General features: G+C 65.0%; 15 protein-coding genes. 8 read left to right on the top strand and 7 right to left on the bottom strand.

All coding sequences use genetic code 11. From position 1 onward, the window contains the following. Position 1 precedes the first annotated feature (1 nt). From ACUZUJ_RS07540 to ACUZUJ_RS07510, 7 genes are all read left to right on the top strand, one after another. Positions 2-766 (top strand): DsbA family protein, encoded by a 765-nt coding sequence (locus ACUZUJ_RS07540; protein ID WP_023103899.1) that lies wholly within the window; start codon positions 2-4, stop codon positions 764-766. A 178-nt stretch (positions 767-944) separates the two neighbouring features. Continuing rightward, positions 945-1,439 (top strand): RadC family protein, encoded by a 495-nt coding sequence (radC, locus tag ACUZUJ_RS07535; RefSeq protein ID WP_023103898.1) that lies wholly within the window; start codon positions 945-947, stop codon positions 1,437-1,439. A gap of 161 nt (positions 1,440-1,600) precedes the next feature. Beyond that, a complete protein-coding gene (locus ACUZUJ_RS07530) occupies positions 1,601-2,047 on the top strand; it encodes a TIGR03757 family integrating conjugative element protein (protein ID WP_017514119.1) in 447 nt (148 codons plus the stop codon). Continuing rightward, positions 2,044-2,991, top strand: a complete 948-nt coding sequence (locus tag ACUZUJ_RS07525) for a TIGR03756 family integrating conjugative element protein (protein ID WP_023103897.1) — start codon at positions 2,044-2,046, stop codon at positions 2,989-2,991. The genes ACUZUJ_RS07530 and ACUZUJ_RS07525 overlap by 4 nt, the downstream gene beginning before the upstream one ends. A gap of 9 nt (positions 2,992-3,000) precedes the next feature. Then, a complete protein-coding gene (locus ACUZUJ_RS07520; RefSeq protein ID WP_128730093.1) occupies positions 3,001-4,395 on the top strand; it encodes an integrating conjugative element protein in 1,395 nt (464 codons plus the stop codon). A 5-nt stretch (positions 4,396-4,400) separates the two neighbouring features. Continuing rightward, a complete protein-coding gene (locus tag ACUZUJ_RS07515) occupies positions 4,401-4,748 on the top strand; it encodes a hypothetical protein (protein WP_077273848.1) in 348 nt (115 codons plus the stop codon). 15 nt (positions 4,749-4,763) lie between these two features. Further along, on the top strand, positions 4,764-6,284 hold the full coding sequence (locus tag ACUZUJ_RS07510) for a conjugal transfer protein TraG N-terminal domain-containing protein (protein ID WP_034006510.1): 1,521 nt from the start codon (positions 4,764-4,766) through the stop codon (positions 6,282-6,284). Positions 6,285-6,295: 11 nt separating this feature from the next. Here the strand turns inward: ACUZUJ_RS07510 and ACUZUJ_RS07505 are convergent, their stop codons facing one another. The 3 genes from ACUZUJ_RS07505 to ACUZUJ_RS07495 form a co-directional block, all read right to left on the bottom strand. Then, positions 6,296-6,661, bottom strand: coding sequence for a DUF3742 family protein (locus ACUZUJ_RS07505; RefSeq protein ID WP_049232029.1), 366 nt, complete (start codon positions 6,659-6,661; stop codon positions 6,296-6,298). A gap of 85 nt (positions 6,662-6,746) precedes the next feature. Further along, positions 6,747-7,379, bottom strand: coding sequence for an RES family NAD+ phosphorylase (locus ACUZUJ_RS07500; RefSeq protein WP_057380489.1), 633 nt, complete (start codon positions 7,377-7,379; stop codon positions 6,747-6,749). A gap of 12 nt (positions 7,380-7,391) precedes the next feature. Beyond that, positions 7,392-8,018: a hypothetical protein gene (locus ACUZUJ_RS07495; protein ID WP_023093422.1), complete on the bottom strand. Its 627-nt coding sequence runs from the start codon at positions 8,016-8,018 to the stop codon at positions 7,392-7,394. A gap of 317 nt (positions 8,019-8,335) precedes the next feature. On the opposite strand from ACUZUJ_RS07495, the gene mobH reads away from it, so the two are divergent. Next, a complete protein-coding gene (gene mobH / locus ACUZUJ_RS07490; protein ID WP_458220140.1) occupies positions 8,336-10,180 on the top strand; it encodes a MobH family relaxase in 1,845 nt (614 codons plus the stop codon). 80 nt (positions 10,181-10,260) lie between these two features. On the opposite strand, the gene ACUZUJ_RS07485 is transcribed toward mobH, so the two are convergent. The 4 genes from ACUZUJ_RS07485 to ACUZUJ_RS07470 form a co-directional block, all read right to left on the bottom strand. After that, entirely contained in the window at positions 10,261-12,912 is a 2,652-nt protein-coding gene (locus ACUZUJ_RS07485) for an excinuclease ABC subunit UvrA (RefSeq protein ID WP_458220139.1), read from the bottom strand. Positions 12,913-12,937: 25 nt separating this feature from the next. Further along, positions 12,938-14,716, bottom strand: coding sequence for a Na+/H+ antiporter NhaA (gene nhaA, locus ACUZUJ_RS07480; protein WP_510468077.1), 1,779 nt, complete (start codon positions 14,714-14,716; stop codon positions 12,938-12,940). A 143-nt stretch (positions 14,717-14,859) separates the two neighbouring features. Beyond that, positions 14,860-16,173: a replication-associated recombination protein A gene (locus tag ACUZUJ_RS07475; RefSeq protein WP_128730101.1), complete on the bottom strand. Its 1,314-nt coding sequence runs from the start codon at positions 16,171-16,173 to the stop codon at positions 14,860-14,862. A 51-nt stretch (positions 16,174-16,224) separates the two neighbouring features. Then, positions 16,225-17,532 carry an NAD(P)/FAD-dependent oxidoreductase gene (locus tag ACUZUJ_RS07470; RefSeq protein WP_128730103.1) on the bottom strand — a complete coding sequence of 436 codons (1,308 nt, stop codon included), beginning with the start codon at positions 17,530-17,532 and terminating at the stop codon, positions 16,225-16,227. Positions 17,533-17,540 lie beyond the last annotated feature (8 nt).

Below are 17,540 nucleotides of genomic sequence, written 5' to 3'. Positions count from 1 at the left end.
CATGGAACAGAAACGTCCTTCCATTCCGATGCAGGTCCAGGCGTTCCGCCGCCGCAACGGGCGGCCCCGCTGGCCCTGGGCATTGGCTGCTGTGCTGGTCGCGCTGCTGCTGATCTGGCTTGTGTCAAGGTCGCCCGGCGAATCCCCGCCGCAGCCGCCCACGCCGGTCAGCATGGCACCGGTGGCCGGGCCGCCCTGGCTAATGGGCAACCCCAAAGGCCGTTTCACGCTGACGCTCTATGCCGACCTGGAGTGCCCGTTCTGCCGGGAGTATTTCCCGCAGCTCAAGCGGTGGATCGGCAACAACACCGACGTGGCGCTGCAATGGCACCACCAGCCGCTGGCCGAGCACGAGCCGGCCGCGTCAGCCGAGGCACGCCTAGTGGAATGCGCTGCCGAAGCAGGTGGGCATGTCGCGTTCTGGCAGGCGATCGAATGGGTCTATGCCCACACGCGCAGCGACGGCCAGGGCTTGCCCGATGGCTTGCGGTACCCCGAATCGACGCCAGCCAGCGAGCAGTGCATGGCAAGCGAAAGGCCCAGTGCGGCTATCCGCGCCCAGGCTGCGGAAGCCACCAAGAGCGGCGTAACCGCCACGCCGTCGCTGCGCCTGCTCGATCGCCAAACGGGCCAGGCCATCCTGCTGCAGGGGCCGATCGAGGGCGATGCCTTGCTGTCAGCCATGGACATGCTGGCGGCTGAGGGTCCGACCAGCACACCCACATCCGAAATGCCTGCCGACGTCGTCGGCGACATGCCCAGGTAGCCCCGGTCTTCAAGGCTACGGCGCAGTCCTCTGCGCTGACCGCGACTCGTTCGCCTTGCATCCTGGCCGCGAACGGTCACCGCAATCGCGGTGATGGATGCATCTTTTCATTCTCATCCCCAGGAGGGCTTGCCCTCGGGGGCGCGCGCCCTCCGATCTCACCGTCTGGAGGTTCGCCATGTCTTTCGCCATCAATGACTCCTGTGTGGAGTCGCTTTCCGCCGTAGCTGCCCAGCACGAAGACTGGATCATCCAGCAGGCCATCGTGCTGCTGGAAAAACGGATCTTCAAAGCTGGACCATGCCTCAGCCAGCCGGCCGCCGTGCGGGACTATCTGCGCGTGAAACTGGTCGCTGAACCCAACGAGATATTCGCCGCTGTGTTCCTGGATAGCATGCACCAGGTGCTGGCCTACGAGCCATTGTTCAGGGGCACGATCAACTCGACTTCTGTTTATCCACGTGTCGTCGTACAGCGTGTGCTGGAGTTGAACGCCGCCGCGGTGATCTTCGCGCACCAGCACCCCTCGGGCATCTCCGAGCCGTCGAGCGCGGATCGTGTGCTGACCCAGCAACTGCAGGCCGCGCTGGCGCTCATCGATGTACGGGTACTGGATCACATCATCGTAGGCCAAGGTTCCCCGTTCTCCTTTGCGGAGTCAGGCCTGCTGTAACGGTCGCATTGCTTCATTGATCCTCGCGGAGGCTTCGGCCTCCGTTTTTTTATGGCCCGGGACAAGCAGGTATGCGGGCAGCCCGCGATGCGCATTGTTTGTTGGGGTGGCATCGGGTTCGCGTTTGACTATGGCCCTGATCAACTTTCGGGGCACGCGACATGCCGGCATCCTTTTCCACGTTCGCGTCGGGCTGGCGAACCCTTGGTCTCGTCGTGGCGCTGCCGGCGTCCCTGGCCGTGTTCAGCCCCGTCACCTTCGCAGCCGACGTACTGGTCGTCACCGACAGCCACCACCCGGTCAAGACCATGGGCGGCGAGCGGCTGATCGAGCTGGACGAAGCCCGCCGGATTGAAGCGGAGCTTTCTGCGGAACTGCCCGCCGCCCCCGAACAGGCGGCGGCCACCGTCAAGCGTCGGCTGAACCAAGGCGGCGCCGACCTACAGCGCCGCATCGCTTCCGCATACCAGGGCGTCACCGACGCATGGAGCCTGGGCATCACCAGCATCCCGGCTGTCGTGGTGGATCAGCGCTACGTGGTCTATGGCGAGCCGGATGTGGCCCGCGCTGTCGCGCGCATCGAGCAGCGTCGGAGGACCCAGCCATGACGAGGCCATTCGACCTTATGCGCCGCATGCGGGCTGGCGTGGCTTCCTTGCTGCTGCTCAGCGCCACGGGTAGCTACGCCTTGAACACCACCGCCATCGTTGCCTCGGTGGCCTCGCCCGATTGCTTGGAGTACCGGGTGGTGGGTATCTGCTACTGGCTCTACTGCACCTGGGGAGGCTGCACGGTGCGCACCTCTGTCAAGGTGCGCCACTACATCCCCGATGCGGTCGTCTCCAGCTACAGCAACACGGGCGAGAACCCGTGGGTCGAAGTCCGGGCGATGAGTACGGCCAACCCGTCCGCCCAAGCGGGCGGCGATGGAACGACGAACGAGGATCACGAAAACAATCTCGCGAAATTCAAGAACGCCGACGTGATCGGCCATCCCGGCGTCGAGGTGTTCAACCAGTTTGTTTCGTCCTCGGGCTACTTCTGCGAGGGCGCGGGAACGGCATTCATGCCGTATCTGCTCAGCACCTTGGACACGCTTGCCTGGCGCTACAACGTGCCCGAGATGGCCTACCCGGAGGCATTGATTCCCGGCATGCGCGAGGTCGGCGCACGCACCACGATGAACCTTTGGGGCAACGTGTATCCCCGCGGCGGCTTCCTGCACCAGACCGACGACCACAAATCGGGAGCCGTGGTGGCCCAGCGTGCGGGCGATGTCGTCACGCGCCGCGGGCAGTTGCACGTGTACCAGCCGCTGCTTGCCAATGCCCGCGATGGCTACTGGCCCGCCAGCGCGCTGATGGAGGGTGATGCCTCGACTGGCAAGTGGCAGGAACTCACGCCCGTCCTGTCCTCGTCCTGCACGGTTTTCCCACGCACCGGCTTCCTGACTCAGGCCCAGCAAGGCGACTACGCCTGGGCGCTGTGGCGGCCGTATGCCTGCTGCGAACGCCGTGGACAGGTGTTCCTTGGCAGCGTTGATTTCCTTTGAGGTGCCGCGATGAAGCGTTCCGACTCTATGCAGTTCTCCCCACCGGCTCGTGGCAAGAGGATCTGTTTGGCGCTTACCGGCGCGTTGGTTCTGGCAAGCGGCGTGGCCTGGGGCCAACTGGGCTACCAGACCAGCGGCAACGTCATCGGCGATGACGTCATGTACTCCATCGGCGGCGGCAGCGCCGTTTCGATGGGCCGCGCAGCCGGCATGCGCTCGCTCGGCGTGGGTGTCGGCTGGAACAGCAATCTGATCTGCGGCGACATGAGCATCCAGACCACGTTGAAGAATCAACTCAACGGTGTCACCAATGGCTTTCAGCAGATCATGTCCTCGGTGATCCAGAGTGCTACGAGTGCTGTGGCGTCCCTGCCGGCGTTGATCATCCAGCGTGCAGATCCAGGCCTCTACAACCTGCTCACCAACGGCGTTCTGCAAGCGCGGCTGGATTTCGACCGCTCGAAGCTGACGTGCCGCGCCATGGCCGAAAAGATGGCCGAAACGGCTGGCGGCCAACTCGGCTGGAGCCAGATGGCAGAGGGGTTGGCGCTGCGTGACGCTGTTTCGAGCACGGATGCCGTCTCGGCCATCGAGCAGGCCGAGACGCGCCGTGGCAACGATGGCGTGCCCTGGGTCGGGGGAAGCAATGCCGGCGGCTCCGGTCAGCCCGCGATCAAGGTGGTCGGTGACGTCACCCGCGCGGGCTACAACCTGGTCAATGGCCGCGGGGTGACCGACACGTCGGCAATCGCTCCGGCCAGTTGCACGAGCCTGTCGTGCCAAACCTGGACCACGCCGCAGGCGGCCATCGAGTGGGCAACACGGGTGCTCGGCGAGAAGGAGCAGCGCACCTGCGACGCCTGCACCAAGACGGAGACGGTGCCCGGCGTCGGGCTGACGCCCCTGATCCAGGAGGAGTACGACGCCAAGCTGCAGGCGCTCCAGGACCTGGTCTCCAAGGCGAAGAACACGACGCCCGAAAACCTGCGGGAGGCCGGCAGCGCGTCGCTGCCCATCACGCGCGGCGTGGTCGAGGCACTGCGCGACGAACCGGACCAGCACCTGCTGTCGCAGCGCCTGGCGTCCGAGGTTGCGCTGGCGTCGGTGCTGGAGAAGGCGCTACTGCTGCAACGCACGCTGCTGACCGGCAAGAAGGAGCCCAACGTGGCGGCCAACCAGCTCGCCGTGGAGGCGGTGAACCACGAGAGCGACACGCTCGATCGCGAGATTCGCAACCTCAAGACCGAGCTGGAGCTGCGCCGGGAGCTGGCGAACAACTCGCCCATGGCGATCATCCAGCGCCACAGCACGCGCGCGGCGGGCTCGCGTGGCATCTACGAAGGCGATCCGGTGCCTGACCGCCTCGATCAGTTGCAGAAGGGCAATCCGGGAGGCCGGCCATGAGCCTGATGCGTGCGGCCTGGCTGCGCCCGCGCTGGCTGTTCAACCGGCGCGCAGCGAAGGCGCTGCTGTGGACGATGGTACTCGCGGCCGTCGCCGTGGGTGCCAACATCGTTGGCATCTACCTCGTCGGAAGTGTCGCGGGCTGGGAGCGTTGGCTGGCGGCAGCAGCGGGCTACTTCCTGGTCTGGCGGCTGTGCCTGTATGGCGCGACGGCCTACGGCTGGGTCTGGATGCGTCGCCGGCTGCTTGCGCGTGAGGACGACGCGCAAGCGCGGCGCCGCCTGGTACGCAGCGAGATCGCCGGCGTCGTTGCCATCGTGGCGCTTGAAGCCAGCCTGTTGATGCAGGGCTGAGGGGAGGTCCGAGCCATGACGCTTTTCACAACCGACTACCTGGAGTACTACCTGACCTTGGTGTCCTGGATCGTCAACAACGGCATCTGGGCGGTACTGGTATCCAGCGGGGTATTCGCACTGCCCTTCGTGGCGATCATCGTGCAGGAATGGCTTAAGGCCCGTGCGGAAGGTGCCGACGAAGGCAACAAGGGCGTGCTCTCGGCCGCACGCATCGAGAACCGGGTGTTCGTCGCCATCGTGGTGGTGATGTTCGCCGGCATCCCCTTCATCGACGTGGACCTCAACACAATTCAGTACGACAGCTCGCGCTCGGCCCAGTGCCAGGTCAACGTGCCGCAGCCCACGGATACCGGCTGGTCCCAGTCCTTCAGCACCATCAACAACCAGAGTGCCAAGGTGCCGGTCTGGTGGGCCTTCATGCACGCGCTCTCGCGCGCCGTCACCAGCGCCTCGGTGGCGGCAATCCCGTGCGGGACAGACCTGCGACAGATGCGCATGGAGATCGACGCTACCCGCATCAATGACCCGGTTCTGGCTCAGGAAGTGGCCGATTTCACACACGACTGCTACGGACCTGCACGCGCTAAATTGTTCATGGCGCGGCCGGAGCTGGACGAAGCTCAAATGAACGACGTGACCTGGATCGGTTCGAGGTTTTTCACGGATACCGGCGGCTACTACGACAGCTACCGTTCCAGCACGGCGCGCGAGTCATGGCCCTATGACGACACCCGCGACGCAGGGCTTGCGCAGGTGGCCAGTGGCGGCGGCTACCCGACCTGCAGGCAGTGGTGGGCCGATGGCAGCAACGGCCTGCGGGCACGGTTGCTGAGCCAGGTGGACCCCAGCTTGTTGAATCGCTTGGCGGGCTGGGCCGGGTTCCTGAGCCGTACCGAGGTGGACGATTCGGTGGTCCGTACCATCGCGTCACCGCGACAGCAGAAGCTCAACCAGGGTTCGGTCTATACCGACTACGGCGGCCAGATCGACAAGACCCTGCCGAACATCGTGACGCGGGCCACGGGGGATGTAGGAATGGCGGTCGGGGCACTTGCCGCATTTCCCGCCATGGACGTGGTGCGCCAGGCGCTGCCCATGGTGCTTGCCTTGCTCAAGATGGCACTGGTCATCTGCATCCCGCTGGTGCTAGTCGTGGGCACCTATGACCTGAAGACGGTCGTCACCGTCAGCGTCGTGCAGTTCGCGCTGTTCTTCACCGATTTCTGGTTCCAACTCGCACGCTGGATCGACAGCACCATCCTCGATGCACTCTATGGGTGGGGCTTCGGCTGGAACCGGCCACACACTAACTTCGATCCACTGGTGGGGCTGAACAATGCCTTTGGCGACCTGCTCCTGATGTTCGTCATGGGCACGATGTTCCTGGTCTTGCCGGGCTTTTGGCTTGCGAGTCTTACCTGGGTTGGGATTCGGGCCGGGCACGTCATCCAGGGGCTTTCAGATGGCAGCAAGAGCGCCGGCCAAGCAGGCGGTAAGGGCGCTGGGGCCCTTACCGGAGGTAAGCTGAAATAGCGCGGTGCCGATCAGTCGTCGGTGTACAACTCGTGCGACGTATCGTTGTACAGATTGGGATCGTAGCCGGGTGTCTTGCGTAGTTCGGTGAGGTCGGTGAACGGCCACTCGTCTTCTTCCGAGGTATTGGCAGCCGCCGCCCATCCCGCCACCACGACTCCCAGCAACACGAGTGCGAACCAGAAGGCGGCGTAGAGCAGCGCGCCCAGCACAGCCAGCTTGACCGCCCACAGCAGCACTGTGACACCAACCGAAGGCACCCCTTTGGCCACCAACCAATTCGATACCCGCCGTTCGCCACGCGCATAGGCACGCCATCCGCGGCCAAAGGCGCGGCCGATACGTTCTGCGGTGCTGGTGCGGGTTGTGGTGTTCATGGTCGTCTCCTGCTACTGAGGAATGCCTATTCCAGTGTGCTCCACTTCATTCCGTTTCGGGCTTCCAATGTGTCTTCTCGCTGCTTCAGGACGCTTCGTCATCCGGTTCTATCGGGCCGGGGTCGGGTTCCACGCCGATGCGGTAGGTGGCAACGAAACGCGGCCAGTCCACATGGTCAATCAGATCGATGTCCTCGATGACGCTGACCTTCGTTCCCGCACGCTCGAACAGGGCGATGCTCTTGGCGGGATAGTTGTTGCGCGACGGATAGAGTACCCCGTCAAACAGAGGTTGGCCGTCGTCGCCGACCATCGCATGCACATGAGCGGACACCTGCTGCGTGTGCGTGTAGCCACGGCTGGCCAACTGCTCCAGGTTCAGGCCAAAGTAGCCCGCCATGACGCCTGGTGCCGTGAGATCGGCCAGAAGCACGTCGGCCATCACCCCTACGGCGCGCACCATCCTGCCCTGGACTTCTTTCAATGCGATCGAGCGCTTCGCGTCATCAAGCCACTGATGCTTGTGAAACACCGACTCCATCAGCGCCGTGGGCAGGTCGCGCCCCAGGTAGAGCACGCCGTAGGTCCGGGCAGGGTCGTCGTAGCGATTGGTGCTGCTGCGGCCATAGTACAGCGGGCTGCCCCGATAGACGACGCGGCTCACATGCTGGAGCAGTTCACCGGCATCGATCAGGAACGAAGGCAGCTCGTGGCTCATGGCAGTCTCGCTTCAATGCACCTGAACGCCCAGCACGTTGAACACGGCCTCGGCTACGTCGTCGATCGTGCCATGCGTCACCGCATCCACCGGCGAGCGACCGCCCAAGCCTTCGAGCGGTTCGGACAGTGCGCGGTAGATCGTCCAGTGATCGATACCCTCGACCTCCTGAAGCACGGTTTGGGTCAACTGCTGTTTCACCGGGTCGAGCTGCCAGTCGGGCAGCTTCTGACCGCGCGGCCCCACGTTCAGCGCCAGCAGCCGACGCGCGAGGATGTCCTTGTAGATCTGCTGGCGCGACTTGTCCGCCAGCTTGGCGAACTCCGCGGGCGGCAGGTTGTGCGGCTGGTTGAAGGTTTCCAGCAGCACGGCGCGGCCTCGCTGGACGTCGGTTTCATTCGGTGCCCAGCGCGTGTCGGCGCGCAGCGCGGCCGCCTTGCGTGCAAGGGCCTGCCCAACGGTCTCCCCCTGCAAGTTGGCGGGCAGTGTCACCGCTTCCACGCGCTCGTGGACGAACGCCTGCAACTCGGCCGCGAAAGCCGTGGCATCCCGGATTTCGACGGTATCCGCGAAGCGGCGTACATCTTCCACCGTGACGCGCGGCAGACGGTCGGCAATGAATTCAATGGCAGTGGGCATGGTCATCTCCCGAGTAGGTTTGAGACAGGCTCCACTCTAGTCGCCTTTGTCGCGTTTGTCAACTTTGACGCCTAGAGAGCAACCTACCCGGCGGAAGCAGCGCCTTCGCAGCATAGACCGAGGCCAGCGCCTGGTCGCCGTCCAATGCATTCGAGCGGGTTCCACATTGACGGTGGAGCCGCAGTCCAGGCCCCGCTATACCGAAACGGTTAAAGGCCAAAGGGTCGAAATGGCAAGGGAATGGGGTGCAAGGGGAAAGGCCCTACCTCGAAAAGGCCAAAAGGCCTCCCGGTCGGCCCGTCATTAGGACACCTCACATGCTCTCCCTGTTCCAGCGAAAACGGCCCCCGGTCGCTGCCGCACCGACGCCACCACCCGTCACCGACCTCCCGAAAGGGCTGCTGCGTCCTGAGTCGGCCGCATCGCTGCTGGCCACCCCACGCCGGCAGAAGCTGCTGGAGCACATCTGGCAGCGCACGTCGCTCTCACACCGGCAATTCGCCACCCTGTACCGCACGCCCCTGGAACGCTACGCCGAACTGGTCCAAGCCTTTCCGGCCTCCGAGGCGCATCACCATGCCTATCCGGGCGGCATGCTCGACCACGGCCTGGAGATCGTGGCCTACAGCCTGAAACTGCGGCAGTCCCATCTGCTGCCCATCGGTGCCAGTCCCGAAGACCAGGCGGCGCAGTCCGAAGCCTGGACCGCCGCCGTCGCCTATGCTGCGCTGCTCCACGATATTGGCAAGATCGCCGTCGATCTACACGTCGAACTGGCCGACGGCAGTACTTGGCATCCGTGGCATGGCCCGCTGCACCAGGCGTACCGATTTCGCTACCGTGACGACCGCGAATACCGCCTGCACAGCGCCGCAACAGGCTTGCTCTATCGCCAACTGCTCGACCGCCACGTCCTGGACTGGCTCAGCGACTATCCGGCTCTCTGGGCACCGCTGCTCTATGTGCTGGCCGGTCAGTACGAACATGCCGGTGTACTGGGGGAACTCGTCGTGCAAGCAGACCGGGCGTCGGTGGCCCAGGAGCTGGGCGGCGATCCGGCGCGCGCCATGGCCGCGCCCAAGCACGCACTGCAACGCAAGCTGCTGGACGGGTTGCGCTACCTGCTCAAGGAACAGTTGAAGCTGAACCAGCCGGAAGCCTCCGATGGCTGGCTCACCGAGGATGGTTTGTGGCTGGTGAGCAAGACAGTCTCGGACAAACTGCGCGCACACCTCCTGTCTCAGGGGATCGATGGCATTCCTGCGAACAACACCTCCGTGTTCAACGTGCTGCAGGACCACGGCATGCTCCAGCCCACCTCGGACGGCAAAGCGGTCTGGCGCGCGACCGTCACCAGCACGACCGGCTGGTCCCATTCGTTCACCCTGTTGCGTCTCGCTCCCGCGCTGATCTGGGAGTCTGGCGAGCGACCAGCACCTTTCGCAGGCACGGTAGAGATCGACGCGACGCCGGCGGAAAACGACGCCAGCATGTCGGCTCCCGCGCCAACCGTCTCGGTGAACCCAGCGCAGGGAGGTCAAGAGCCTCCAATTTGGGAGGACGACAGCACCACCATCGTTTCACCGCCCGCGGCCCAGCCCGTGCCCGACGTCATGGAGGATTTGCTCGCGATGGTGGGCTTGGGTGAGTCGGCCGGCGTTGGCCAGGATGCCGAGGAGTTCCTCCACACCCCCGCGCCAGCAACAGCCGCGACGTCCATTCCATCGCCTGCACCTGCACCCGCGCCTACGCCTGGGTCATCGGCAACGAAGCCATCCGCGGAACAGTTCATGGTTTGGCTGAAGCAGGGAATCACCTCACGACGGCTCATCATCAACGACGCGAAGGCGCTCGTGCATACGGTGAATGACACGGCCTACCTGGTCAGCCCGGGTGTGTTCCAACGCTATGCGCAGGAGCATCCCGAAGTGGCCGCGCTCGCCAAGCAGGAGAATCAACAGGATTGGCAGTGGGTGCAGAAGCGCTTCGAGAAGCTGCAGCTACATCGCAAGCACCCCAATGGCCTGAACATTTGGACCTGTGAAGTCACGGGCCCGAGGAAGTCCCGCCGACTGCATGGCTACCTCCTTGAAGATGGGTCCTTGGCGTTCCCCGAAATACCGCCCAACAATCCCTATCTTGCTCTGACTCAGGAAGGATGACGCGATTCGGGCATTGATCGCCACCGTCGTTTGGCGACGATCAATACCCCGCGAAAGCTGGCAACATTTGGCGAACTGAGCTACTCGGCCCGCGCCAGCTCTTGGGCAAGGAACGGACCGGTTCTGCTGCCAGACGTTCGGGCCACCTGCTGAGGGGAACCCGCCACCACGATGCTGCCGCCGGCATTGCCCGCGCCGGGCCCCACGTCGATCACCCAGTCGGCCTGAGCCACCGCGCGCATGTCGTGCTCGATCATCACCACGGTGTTGCCGGCATCGACCAGGCGCTGCAACTGCACCAGCAGCCGGTCGGCGTCCGACGCATGCAGCCCGGTAGTCGGCTCGTCGAGCACGTACAGGCTTCGGCCGCGCTGGCTGCGCTGAAGCTCGGTCGCCAGCTTGATACGCTGCGCCTCGCCACCGGAAAGCTCGGTGGCCGGTTGCCCCAGGCGCAGGTAGCCCAGTCCGATATCGCGCAGCAGTTGCAGTGGCCTTGCCACAGCGTCTTCACCCGCGAAGAATTCGCTGGCTTCGTCCACGGTCATCTGCAGCACCTCGGCGATGTTGCGCCCGTTCCATTGCACCTTCAGCGTGGCCTCGTTGTAGCGTGCGCCATGGCACGTCGGGCACGGCGCGTACACGCTGGGCATGAACAGCAGTTCCACGCTGACGAAGCCCTCGCCCTCGCAGGTCTCGCAGCGCCCCTTGGCGACGTTGAACGAGAACCGTCCGGCATCGTAGCGGCGGCGTCGCGCATCGGGCGTGGCAGCGAACAGCTTGCGCACATGGTCGAACAGGCCCGTGTAGGTGGCTAGGTTCGACCGCGGCGTGCGCCCGATCGGTTTCTGGTCCACCTGCACCAGACGCTGTACGGCGTCCACGTCGCCCGCCAGATGGCCGCCGGTCGCTTCGATCACTGCCGGCCCTTCGCTGGTGGCGCTTTCGGCTACATCGTCTTCCGGCTCGTGGCCCAGGTGCAGCAGCACCAGCTCCGGCAGGGCCTGCGCGACGAGGCTGGACTTGCCCGAGCCGGAGATGCCGGTGACGGCCGTCAGCACGCCCAGCGGAATGCGCGCATTCACGCCATGCAGGTTGTGGCGGTGAATGTCCTGCAGCTCCAGCCAGCCGGTCGCTTCGCGTGCCCGGCTTCCCGGCGCGGGGATCTCATCGAACAGGTAGCGTGCAGTACGCGATTCGGCAATCTTGCGCAGGCCATCCGGCTCGCCGCTGTAGAGCACGCGGCCGCCACGCTCCCCAGCATCCGGCCCGACATCCACCAGCCATTGCGCGCGGCGCATCAGGTCCAAGTCGTGCTCCACCACGAACACCGAGTTGCCGGCGTCGCGCAGCCGGTCGAGCGCGTCGTACAGGGCCTGGCTATCGGAGGGGTGCAGGCCCGCGGAGGGCTCGTCGAGCACGTACACGACACCGAACAGCAGGGAACTCAATTGCGTGGCCAGCCGCAGGCGCTGCAACTCGCCGGCCGAAAGCGTCGGCGTGGCCCGGTCCAGCGTCAGGTAGCCCAGGCCCAGCCCACGCAGTTGGCGCAGGCGTGCCATCACGCCACCGGCCAGGCGCTGCGCGGCGAGGCGCTTTTCTTCCGATAGCGCCGAGGTGCGGCGCACGTCGGGCGATACCGCATGGACGGCGCGGCCGGAGGCCGCGCGTTCGGCACGGTCGCGTCGGGTCGCTTCCTTGTCCGTAGCCGCCCCCGCTGCATGGGCGCGGAAATCGCCCTGGGCGATGGGTTCGAGCAAGGCCGCCAACTGGTTCAGCGGCATCTGCATGAACGCGCCGATGTCCACGCCGGCGAAAGTGACCGACAGCGCCTCGGGCTTGAGCCGCTTGCCGTGGCAGGTGGGGCACGGTTTGCCCTCCATGAACCGGGACACGCGCTTTCTCATCAACGCGCTCTGGGTGTTGGCAAAGGTGTGCAGCACGTAGCGCCTGGCGCCGGTGAAGGTGCCCATGTAGCTCGGCTCCATCTTGCGCTTGAGCGCGGCGCGGGTTTCGGCGGGCGTGAAGCCGGCGTACACCGGCACCGTCGGTGTTTCCTCGGTGAACAGAATCCAGTCGCGATCCTTCTTCGGCAGGTCCTTCCACGGTCGGTCAACGTCGTAGCCCATGCTGACCAGGATGTCGCGCAGGTTCTGGCCTTGCCAGGCGGGGGGCCAGGAGGCGATCGCCCGCTCGCGGATGCTCAGGGAGGGATTGGGCACCATGATGGCCTCAGTCACCTCGTACACATGGCCCAGGCCGTGGCAGGTCGGGCACGCTCCCTGCGGCGTGTTGGGCGAAAAATCCTCGGCGTACAGCATCGGCTGGTTGGCTGGGTAGGCGCCGGCGCGCGAATACATCATCCGCACCAGGCTGGACAAGGTGGTCACACTGCCCACAGAGGAACGCGCGTTGCTGGAGCCCCGCTGCTGTTGCAGCGCCACCGCCGGCGGCAGGCCGTCGATCGCATCGACGTCCGGCACGCCGGCCTGGTCGATCAGTCGCCGCGCATAGGGGGCCACCGACTCGAAGTAGCGCCGCTGGGCCTCCGCATAGATGGTGCCGAAGGCCAGCGAGGACTTCCCGGAGCCGGAGACACCCGAGAACACCACCAGCGCGTTACGCGGGATGGAGACGTCCACCTCCTTGAGGTTGTTCTCGCGCGCGCCACGCACCTGCACGAGGCCGCTGGCCGCAGCGGTACAAGAGGATTCACCGAAAGAATTGTTTGGCATGTTCTTATCCTGTAGTTCGTCCCGCTCAGGACGGGACTTCCTGAGTTCGGGTGCCGCGGCGGCTGGCTTCGAGCGCTGCGGTGAGAGTGCGGGCGTCGTAGCTGCCGCGCAGGCGGCGACCCTCGACGAAGAACGTCGGCGTGACATGCGCACCGCTGGCGACCGCACTGGCGAGGTCGCGCTCGACACGCTCGATCACCGCAGGGCTGTCGAGATCCGCGATGAACCGATCGACGTCGAGCCCAAGCTCTACGGCGTAGCCGATCAGATCCTCGCGCTCCAGCGCGTGCTGACGGGTGAACACGAAGTCTAGCCACGGCCAGAACATCCCCTGATTCGATGCCGCCTCGGACGCACGCGCGGCGATCGGCCCATGCGGGTGGTGCGGCAACTGGCGCACCACATACCGCAGGTCGTCCCCGAAGTGGGCGCGCAGATCCTCCCAAGAACCGGTAGCGTGCGCACAGTACGCGCACTCGAAGTCCACGTACTCCACCTGCGTGAGCTGCGCGTCCTCTGGCCCGCGAATGTGATCGACCTCGGGATCGACCGGCGGCTCAAGCACCATCGGCAGATCGGCGGTCTCCTCACCCCACCTGCGAGCGGCAACCTTGAAGATGAGCCGCCCGAGCAACGTGGCGAGCATCATCGACACGAGCACGCCGACCGTCGCCTGGCGGCCCAGGTCGGAGGTCGTGCCGAACGCGAGTCCGATGATGAGCAGCGACACGGTGAACCCGATCCCGGACAGTGCCGCACCACCGAACACGCTCCCCATTCCGACACCCGCCGGCAGGCGCCCCAGGCCGAGGCGGACCGCGGCGAGAGTGATGAGCCCGATGCCCAGGAGCTTGCCGAGCACGAGCCCCGCGATGACGCCCCAGGTCACGGGCGAGCCGAAGGCCTCAGCGAGCAGCCCACCACGCATGTCCACCCCGGCGTTCGCCAAGGCGAACACCGGCACGATCAGCAGCGCTGTCGGCAGCCGCAGGAACTCGTGCAGCCGCTCGTTCACCGAGATACCCCGGGACAGCCCGCAGTCCACTGCGCGAGCCGATGCGGCACTCGGAGACTGCCAGAAGTCACGGAACAACTGTCTTGCCGCGACGACCTTGTGACGTTGCGTTGCGTAGGCGGGGATCAGGAGCCCCGCGGCCATCCCGGCGAGGGAGGCATGGATGCCGGAGTACACGGTCGCGAGCCACAGCACGATCACGATCAGCACATAGGGCGTTGCCCGCCACTGGCGGTTGCGCCCTAGCAACCACAACCCGACGAGACTGGCGAGGGCGATCAGCAACGGGACGACCCGGATCTCCTCGCTATAGACGATGCCGATGATGGACACGGCGAGGAAGTCATCGACCACGGTCAGGGTGAGCAGGAACACACGCAACTGACCGGATAGCCGCGGGCCGACGATCGCCAGGGTGCCCAGCATGAACGCCGTATCGGTACCGACCACCGCCCCCCACCCGTGCAGGCCCTCACTTCCGGCCAGCCCCACGATCAGGACATACACCAGCGCGGGAAGCACGACACCCGCGACCCCCGCGATCAGAGCGAGACGGGCACGGCTGCGGTCCCTGAGCGACCCGTGGGCGAATTCCTGACGCACCTCCAGGCCGATCAGGAAGAAGAAGACGACCATCAGGCCGTCGTTGACCCAGTGATGCAGATCCATGTGCAGGCCCAGCGGCCCGAAGTCAAACCCGACGTCCAGGTGCCACAACTCGAAATAGGCATCGGATAGCGGCGAGTTCGCCCACGCCAGCGCCACGACCGTGACGATCACCAGCAGCACCGCAGCACCAGACTCCGTGTGCAGATAGCGGGCAACTCGTCTTCGTCGGATACTCGCCGAGGATTCACCGAGAGAAGCGTCTGGCATGTTCTTATCCTGTAGTTCGTGAGGTAGCGATGGGCCGATTTCGGGGGAGATGTCGGTCAAGCGTCCGGGCTTGGCGGCGTCGCGTCATCGAGCGAGCGCAGCCAAGTAAGCCTTTCTCCCAGCCTTCGCTCGACGCCCCTGTCCGTTGGCTGGTACCAGCCCGGCCGCGCCACGCCCTCGGGAAAATAGGTTTGCCCAGCGGCATAGCCGTTGGGCTCATCATGCGCGTAGCGGTAGCCTTCGTGATATCCCATCTGCTTCATCAGCTTCGTCGGCGCATTGCGAAGATGGAGCGGCACAGGCTGGGAGCCGCTGCGCTTGACGAATGCCTTGGCCTGATCCCAGGCCGCATAGGCGGCATTCGACTTGGGGGCCAGAGCGAGGTAAGTCACCGCCTGGGCCAGCGGTATCTCGCCTTCGGGCGAGCCCAGCCTGTCGTAGGCCAGCGCGGCATTGAGTGCCAGTTGCAGCGCCTGCGGGTCGGCATTGCCGATGTCTTCGCTGGCCATCACCACCATGCGGCGGGTCACCTGGCTCACGTCGCCGCTGCCGTCGAGGATGCGGGCCAGCCAATACAGGGCCGCATCGGGGTCGGAGCCCCGTAGCGACTTGTGGAAGGCTGAGAGCTGCCAGTAGAACTCGTCACCGCCCTTGTCGAACCTGCGCAGCGATGGACTGGTGGACAGCTTGGCGAACTCGCCATCGACCACGGTCTTGCCAGCGCCCGACGCCGCATTCGTCACCTGCTCAAGCAGATTGAGGAAGCGCCTGCCATCGCCATCGGCAAAGCCCTTTAGCAGGTCCAGCGCGTCCGCGTCCAACGTGACGCCCTGGAGATGCGGCAGTGCGCGTTCGTAGAGCTGGTTCAGTTCGTCGCTGGACAGCGGTTCGAGGGTATAGACCTGCGCACGCGAGAGCAGTGCGGAATTGACCGCCAACCCCGGATGCTCGGTCGTCCCCCCCACCAGGGTCAGGAGCCCCGACTCGACATGGGGCAGCAGGGCATCCTGCTGCGCCTTGTTGAAGCGATGGATCTCATCGACGAAAAGCACCGTCGATCGACCATGGTTGTCCAGTTCGGCCTGGGCCTCGTCGATGGCTTGCCGGATGTCCTTCACCCCGGCCAGCACGGCCGAGATGGCGATGAATCGGCTGTCGGTCGTACTGGCGGCCAGGCGCCCTAGGGTGGTCTTGCCCACGCCTGGGGGCCCCCAGAGGATGAACGAGTGCAACTTGCCCGCCTCGAACGCGAGACGCAGCGGCTTGCCGGGGCCGAGCAAGTGCCGTTGCCCGACGAATTCGTCCAGCGTCTTGGGCCGCAGGAGTTCGGCCAAGGGAGGCTTGGGCTTTGTCGTGAATAGATCGGTCAAGTTCCTCTCCCTGGCATTTCTGATAGTTGACGTTCCGATAAAGTGGGCACCTCAATCCAGAGAGCCGGATTTATCCAACGCCGTGGGCTCTTTGTCGGCAATCGCATGCATGATGATGCGAGAGCCGCGGTAGCCGATGCTGTGGTTCCATACCCAGCTCAAAGCGACGCTGAGACGATTTCGCGTACCGATCAGAAAGTAGATATGCGCGAGCTTCCAGATCCACCACGCAAAGGCACCACGCAGCTTAACCCGCCCCATGTCAATCACGGCCAGGCTGCGGCCGATGGTGGCCAGGTTCCCCTGATGCCGGTATTTGAAAGGCCCGTCAGCGGACTTGCCTTTCAAACGCCGTCCAATGAGGTTGGCGACGTACTTCCCTTGCTGTTTGGCGGCCGGGGCGATGCCCGGTACGGGCTTCCCGTCGGCCATAGTGCACGAGGCGGTATCGCCGATGGCGAAGACCTCCGGGTGGCCGGCCACCGTCAGGTCGGGACCGACGACCACTCGACCGGCACGATCGGACGCAGCACCCAGCCAGCGAGCCGCGGGAGACGCCTGAACCCCGGCCGCCCAGACGATGGTCTTGGCCGAAAGGGGCTTGCCGCCATACACCACGCCGTCGGCCGAGCATTCGGTGACCGGAGTACCCAGCACGACCTCGACCCCGAGCTTTTCGAGCGCCTGGCGCGTATAGGCCGACAGATCCTCTGGAAAGACGGACAACAGACGCGGGCCAGCCTCGATCAGTACGACACGCGACGTGCCCGGGTCGATCGAGCGGAAGTCACGCGCCAGCGTGTCTCGTGCAAGCTCGGCAATGGTTCCGGCCAGTTCGACTCCGGTGGGACCACCACCGATGATGACGAACGTCTGCAGCGCGGCACGCTGCTGGGGATCGCTCGTGCGCTCGGCCTCCTCGAAGGCCGCGAGGATTCGGCCGCGAATGGTCGTGGCATCTTCCAGCGTCTTCAACCCCGGTGCGAAAGCCCCCCATTCGTCATGTCCGAAATAGGCATGGGTAGCGCCTGTCGCGAGCACGAGCGTGTCGTAGGCTTGCCGCGAGCCATTGTTGAGAATGACCTCGCGCGCGTCCTGGTCGATACCTTCCACTTCCGCCATCAAAGTGTTCACTTCCGGGCGATTGCGGAAGAGATAGCGAATAGGCCAGGCGATCTCCGATGTCGAGAGTGACGCCCCTGCAACCTGGTAAAGCAAGGGTTGGAACAGGTGATGATTGCGCCGATCGATGATCGTCACATCGACCTCGGCACCGGCAAGCTGGTTGGCAACTTCGATCCCGCCAAAGCCCGCCCCGATGATGACGACGTGATGTCGGTTTTTGGAGGTCTTTATCATGACCTGAT

The sequence above is a fragment of the Stenotrophomonas sp. S4 genome, assembly GCF_054187805.2.
Note: the sequence above shows the minus strand (reverse complement) of the source record. Positions and strands in the feature narration are given on the sequence as shown.

Excerpts from the sequence above, each read along its gene's own strand:
- ACUZUJ_RS07540 (WP_023103899.1), top strand. The coding sequence starts at position 2 with ATGGAACAGAAACGTCCTTCCATTCCGATGCAGGTCCAGGCGTTCCGC.
- radC (WP_023103898.1), top strand. The coding sequence starts at position 945 with ATGTCTTTCGCCATCAATGACTCCTGTGTGGAGTCGCTTTCCGCCGTA.
- ACUZUJ_RS07530 (WP_017514119.1), top strand. The coding sequence starts at position 1,601 with ATGCCGGCATCCTTTTCCACGTTCGCGTCGGGCTGGCGAACCCTTGGT.
- ACUZUJ_RS07525 (WP_023103897.1), top strand. The coding sequence starts at position 2,044 with ATGACGAGGCCATTCGACCTTATGCGCCGCATGCGGGCTGGCGTGGCT.
- ACUZUJ_RS07520 (WP_128730093.1), top strand. The coding sequence starts at position 3,001 with ATGAAGCGTTCCGACTCTATGCAGTTCTCCCCACCGGCTCGTGGCAAG.
- ACUZUJ_RS07515 (WP_077273848.1), top strand. The coding sequence starts at position 4,401 with ATGCGTGCGGCCTGGCTGCGCCCGCGCTGGCTGTTCAACCGGCGCGCA.
- ACUZUJ_RS07510 (WP_034006510.1), top strand. The coding sequence starts at position 4,764 with ATGACGCTTTTCACAACCGACTACCTGGAGTACTACCTGACCTTGGTG.
- ACUZUJ_RS07505 (WP_049232029.1), bottom strand. The coding sequence starts at position 6,661 with ATGAACACCACAACCCGCACCAGCACCGCAGAACGTATCGGCCGCGCC.
- ACUZUJ_RS07500 (WP_057380489.1), bottom strand. The coding sequence starts at position 7,379 with ATGAGCCACGAGCTGCCTTCGTTCCTGATCGATGCCGGTGAACTGCTC.
- ACUZUJ_RS07495 (WP_023093422.1), bottom strand. The coding sequence starts at position 8,018 with ATGCCCACTGCCATTGAATTCATTGCCGACCGTCTGCCGCGCGTCACG.
- mobH (WP_458220140.1), top strand. The coding sequence starts at position 8,336 with ATGCTCTCCCTGTTCCAGCGAAAACGGCCCCCGGTCGCTGCCGCACCG.
- ACUZUJ_RS07485 (WP_458220139.1), bottom strand. The coding sequence starts at position 12,912 with ATGCCAAACAATTCTTTCGGTGAATCCTCTTGTACCGCTGCGGCCAGC.
- ACUZUJ_RS07470 (WP_128730103.1), bottom strand. The coding sequence starts at position 17,532 with ATGATAAAGACCTCCAAAAACCGACATCACGTCGTCATCATCGGGGCG.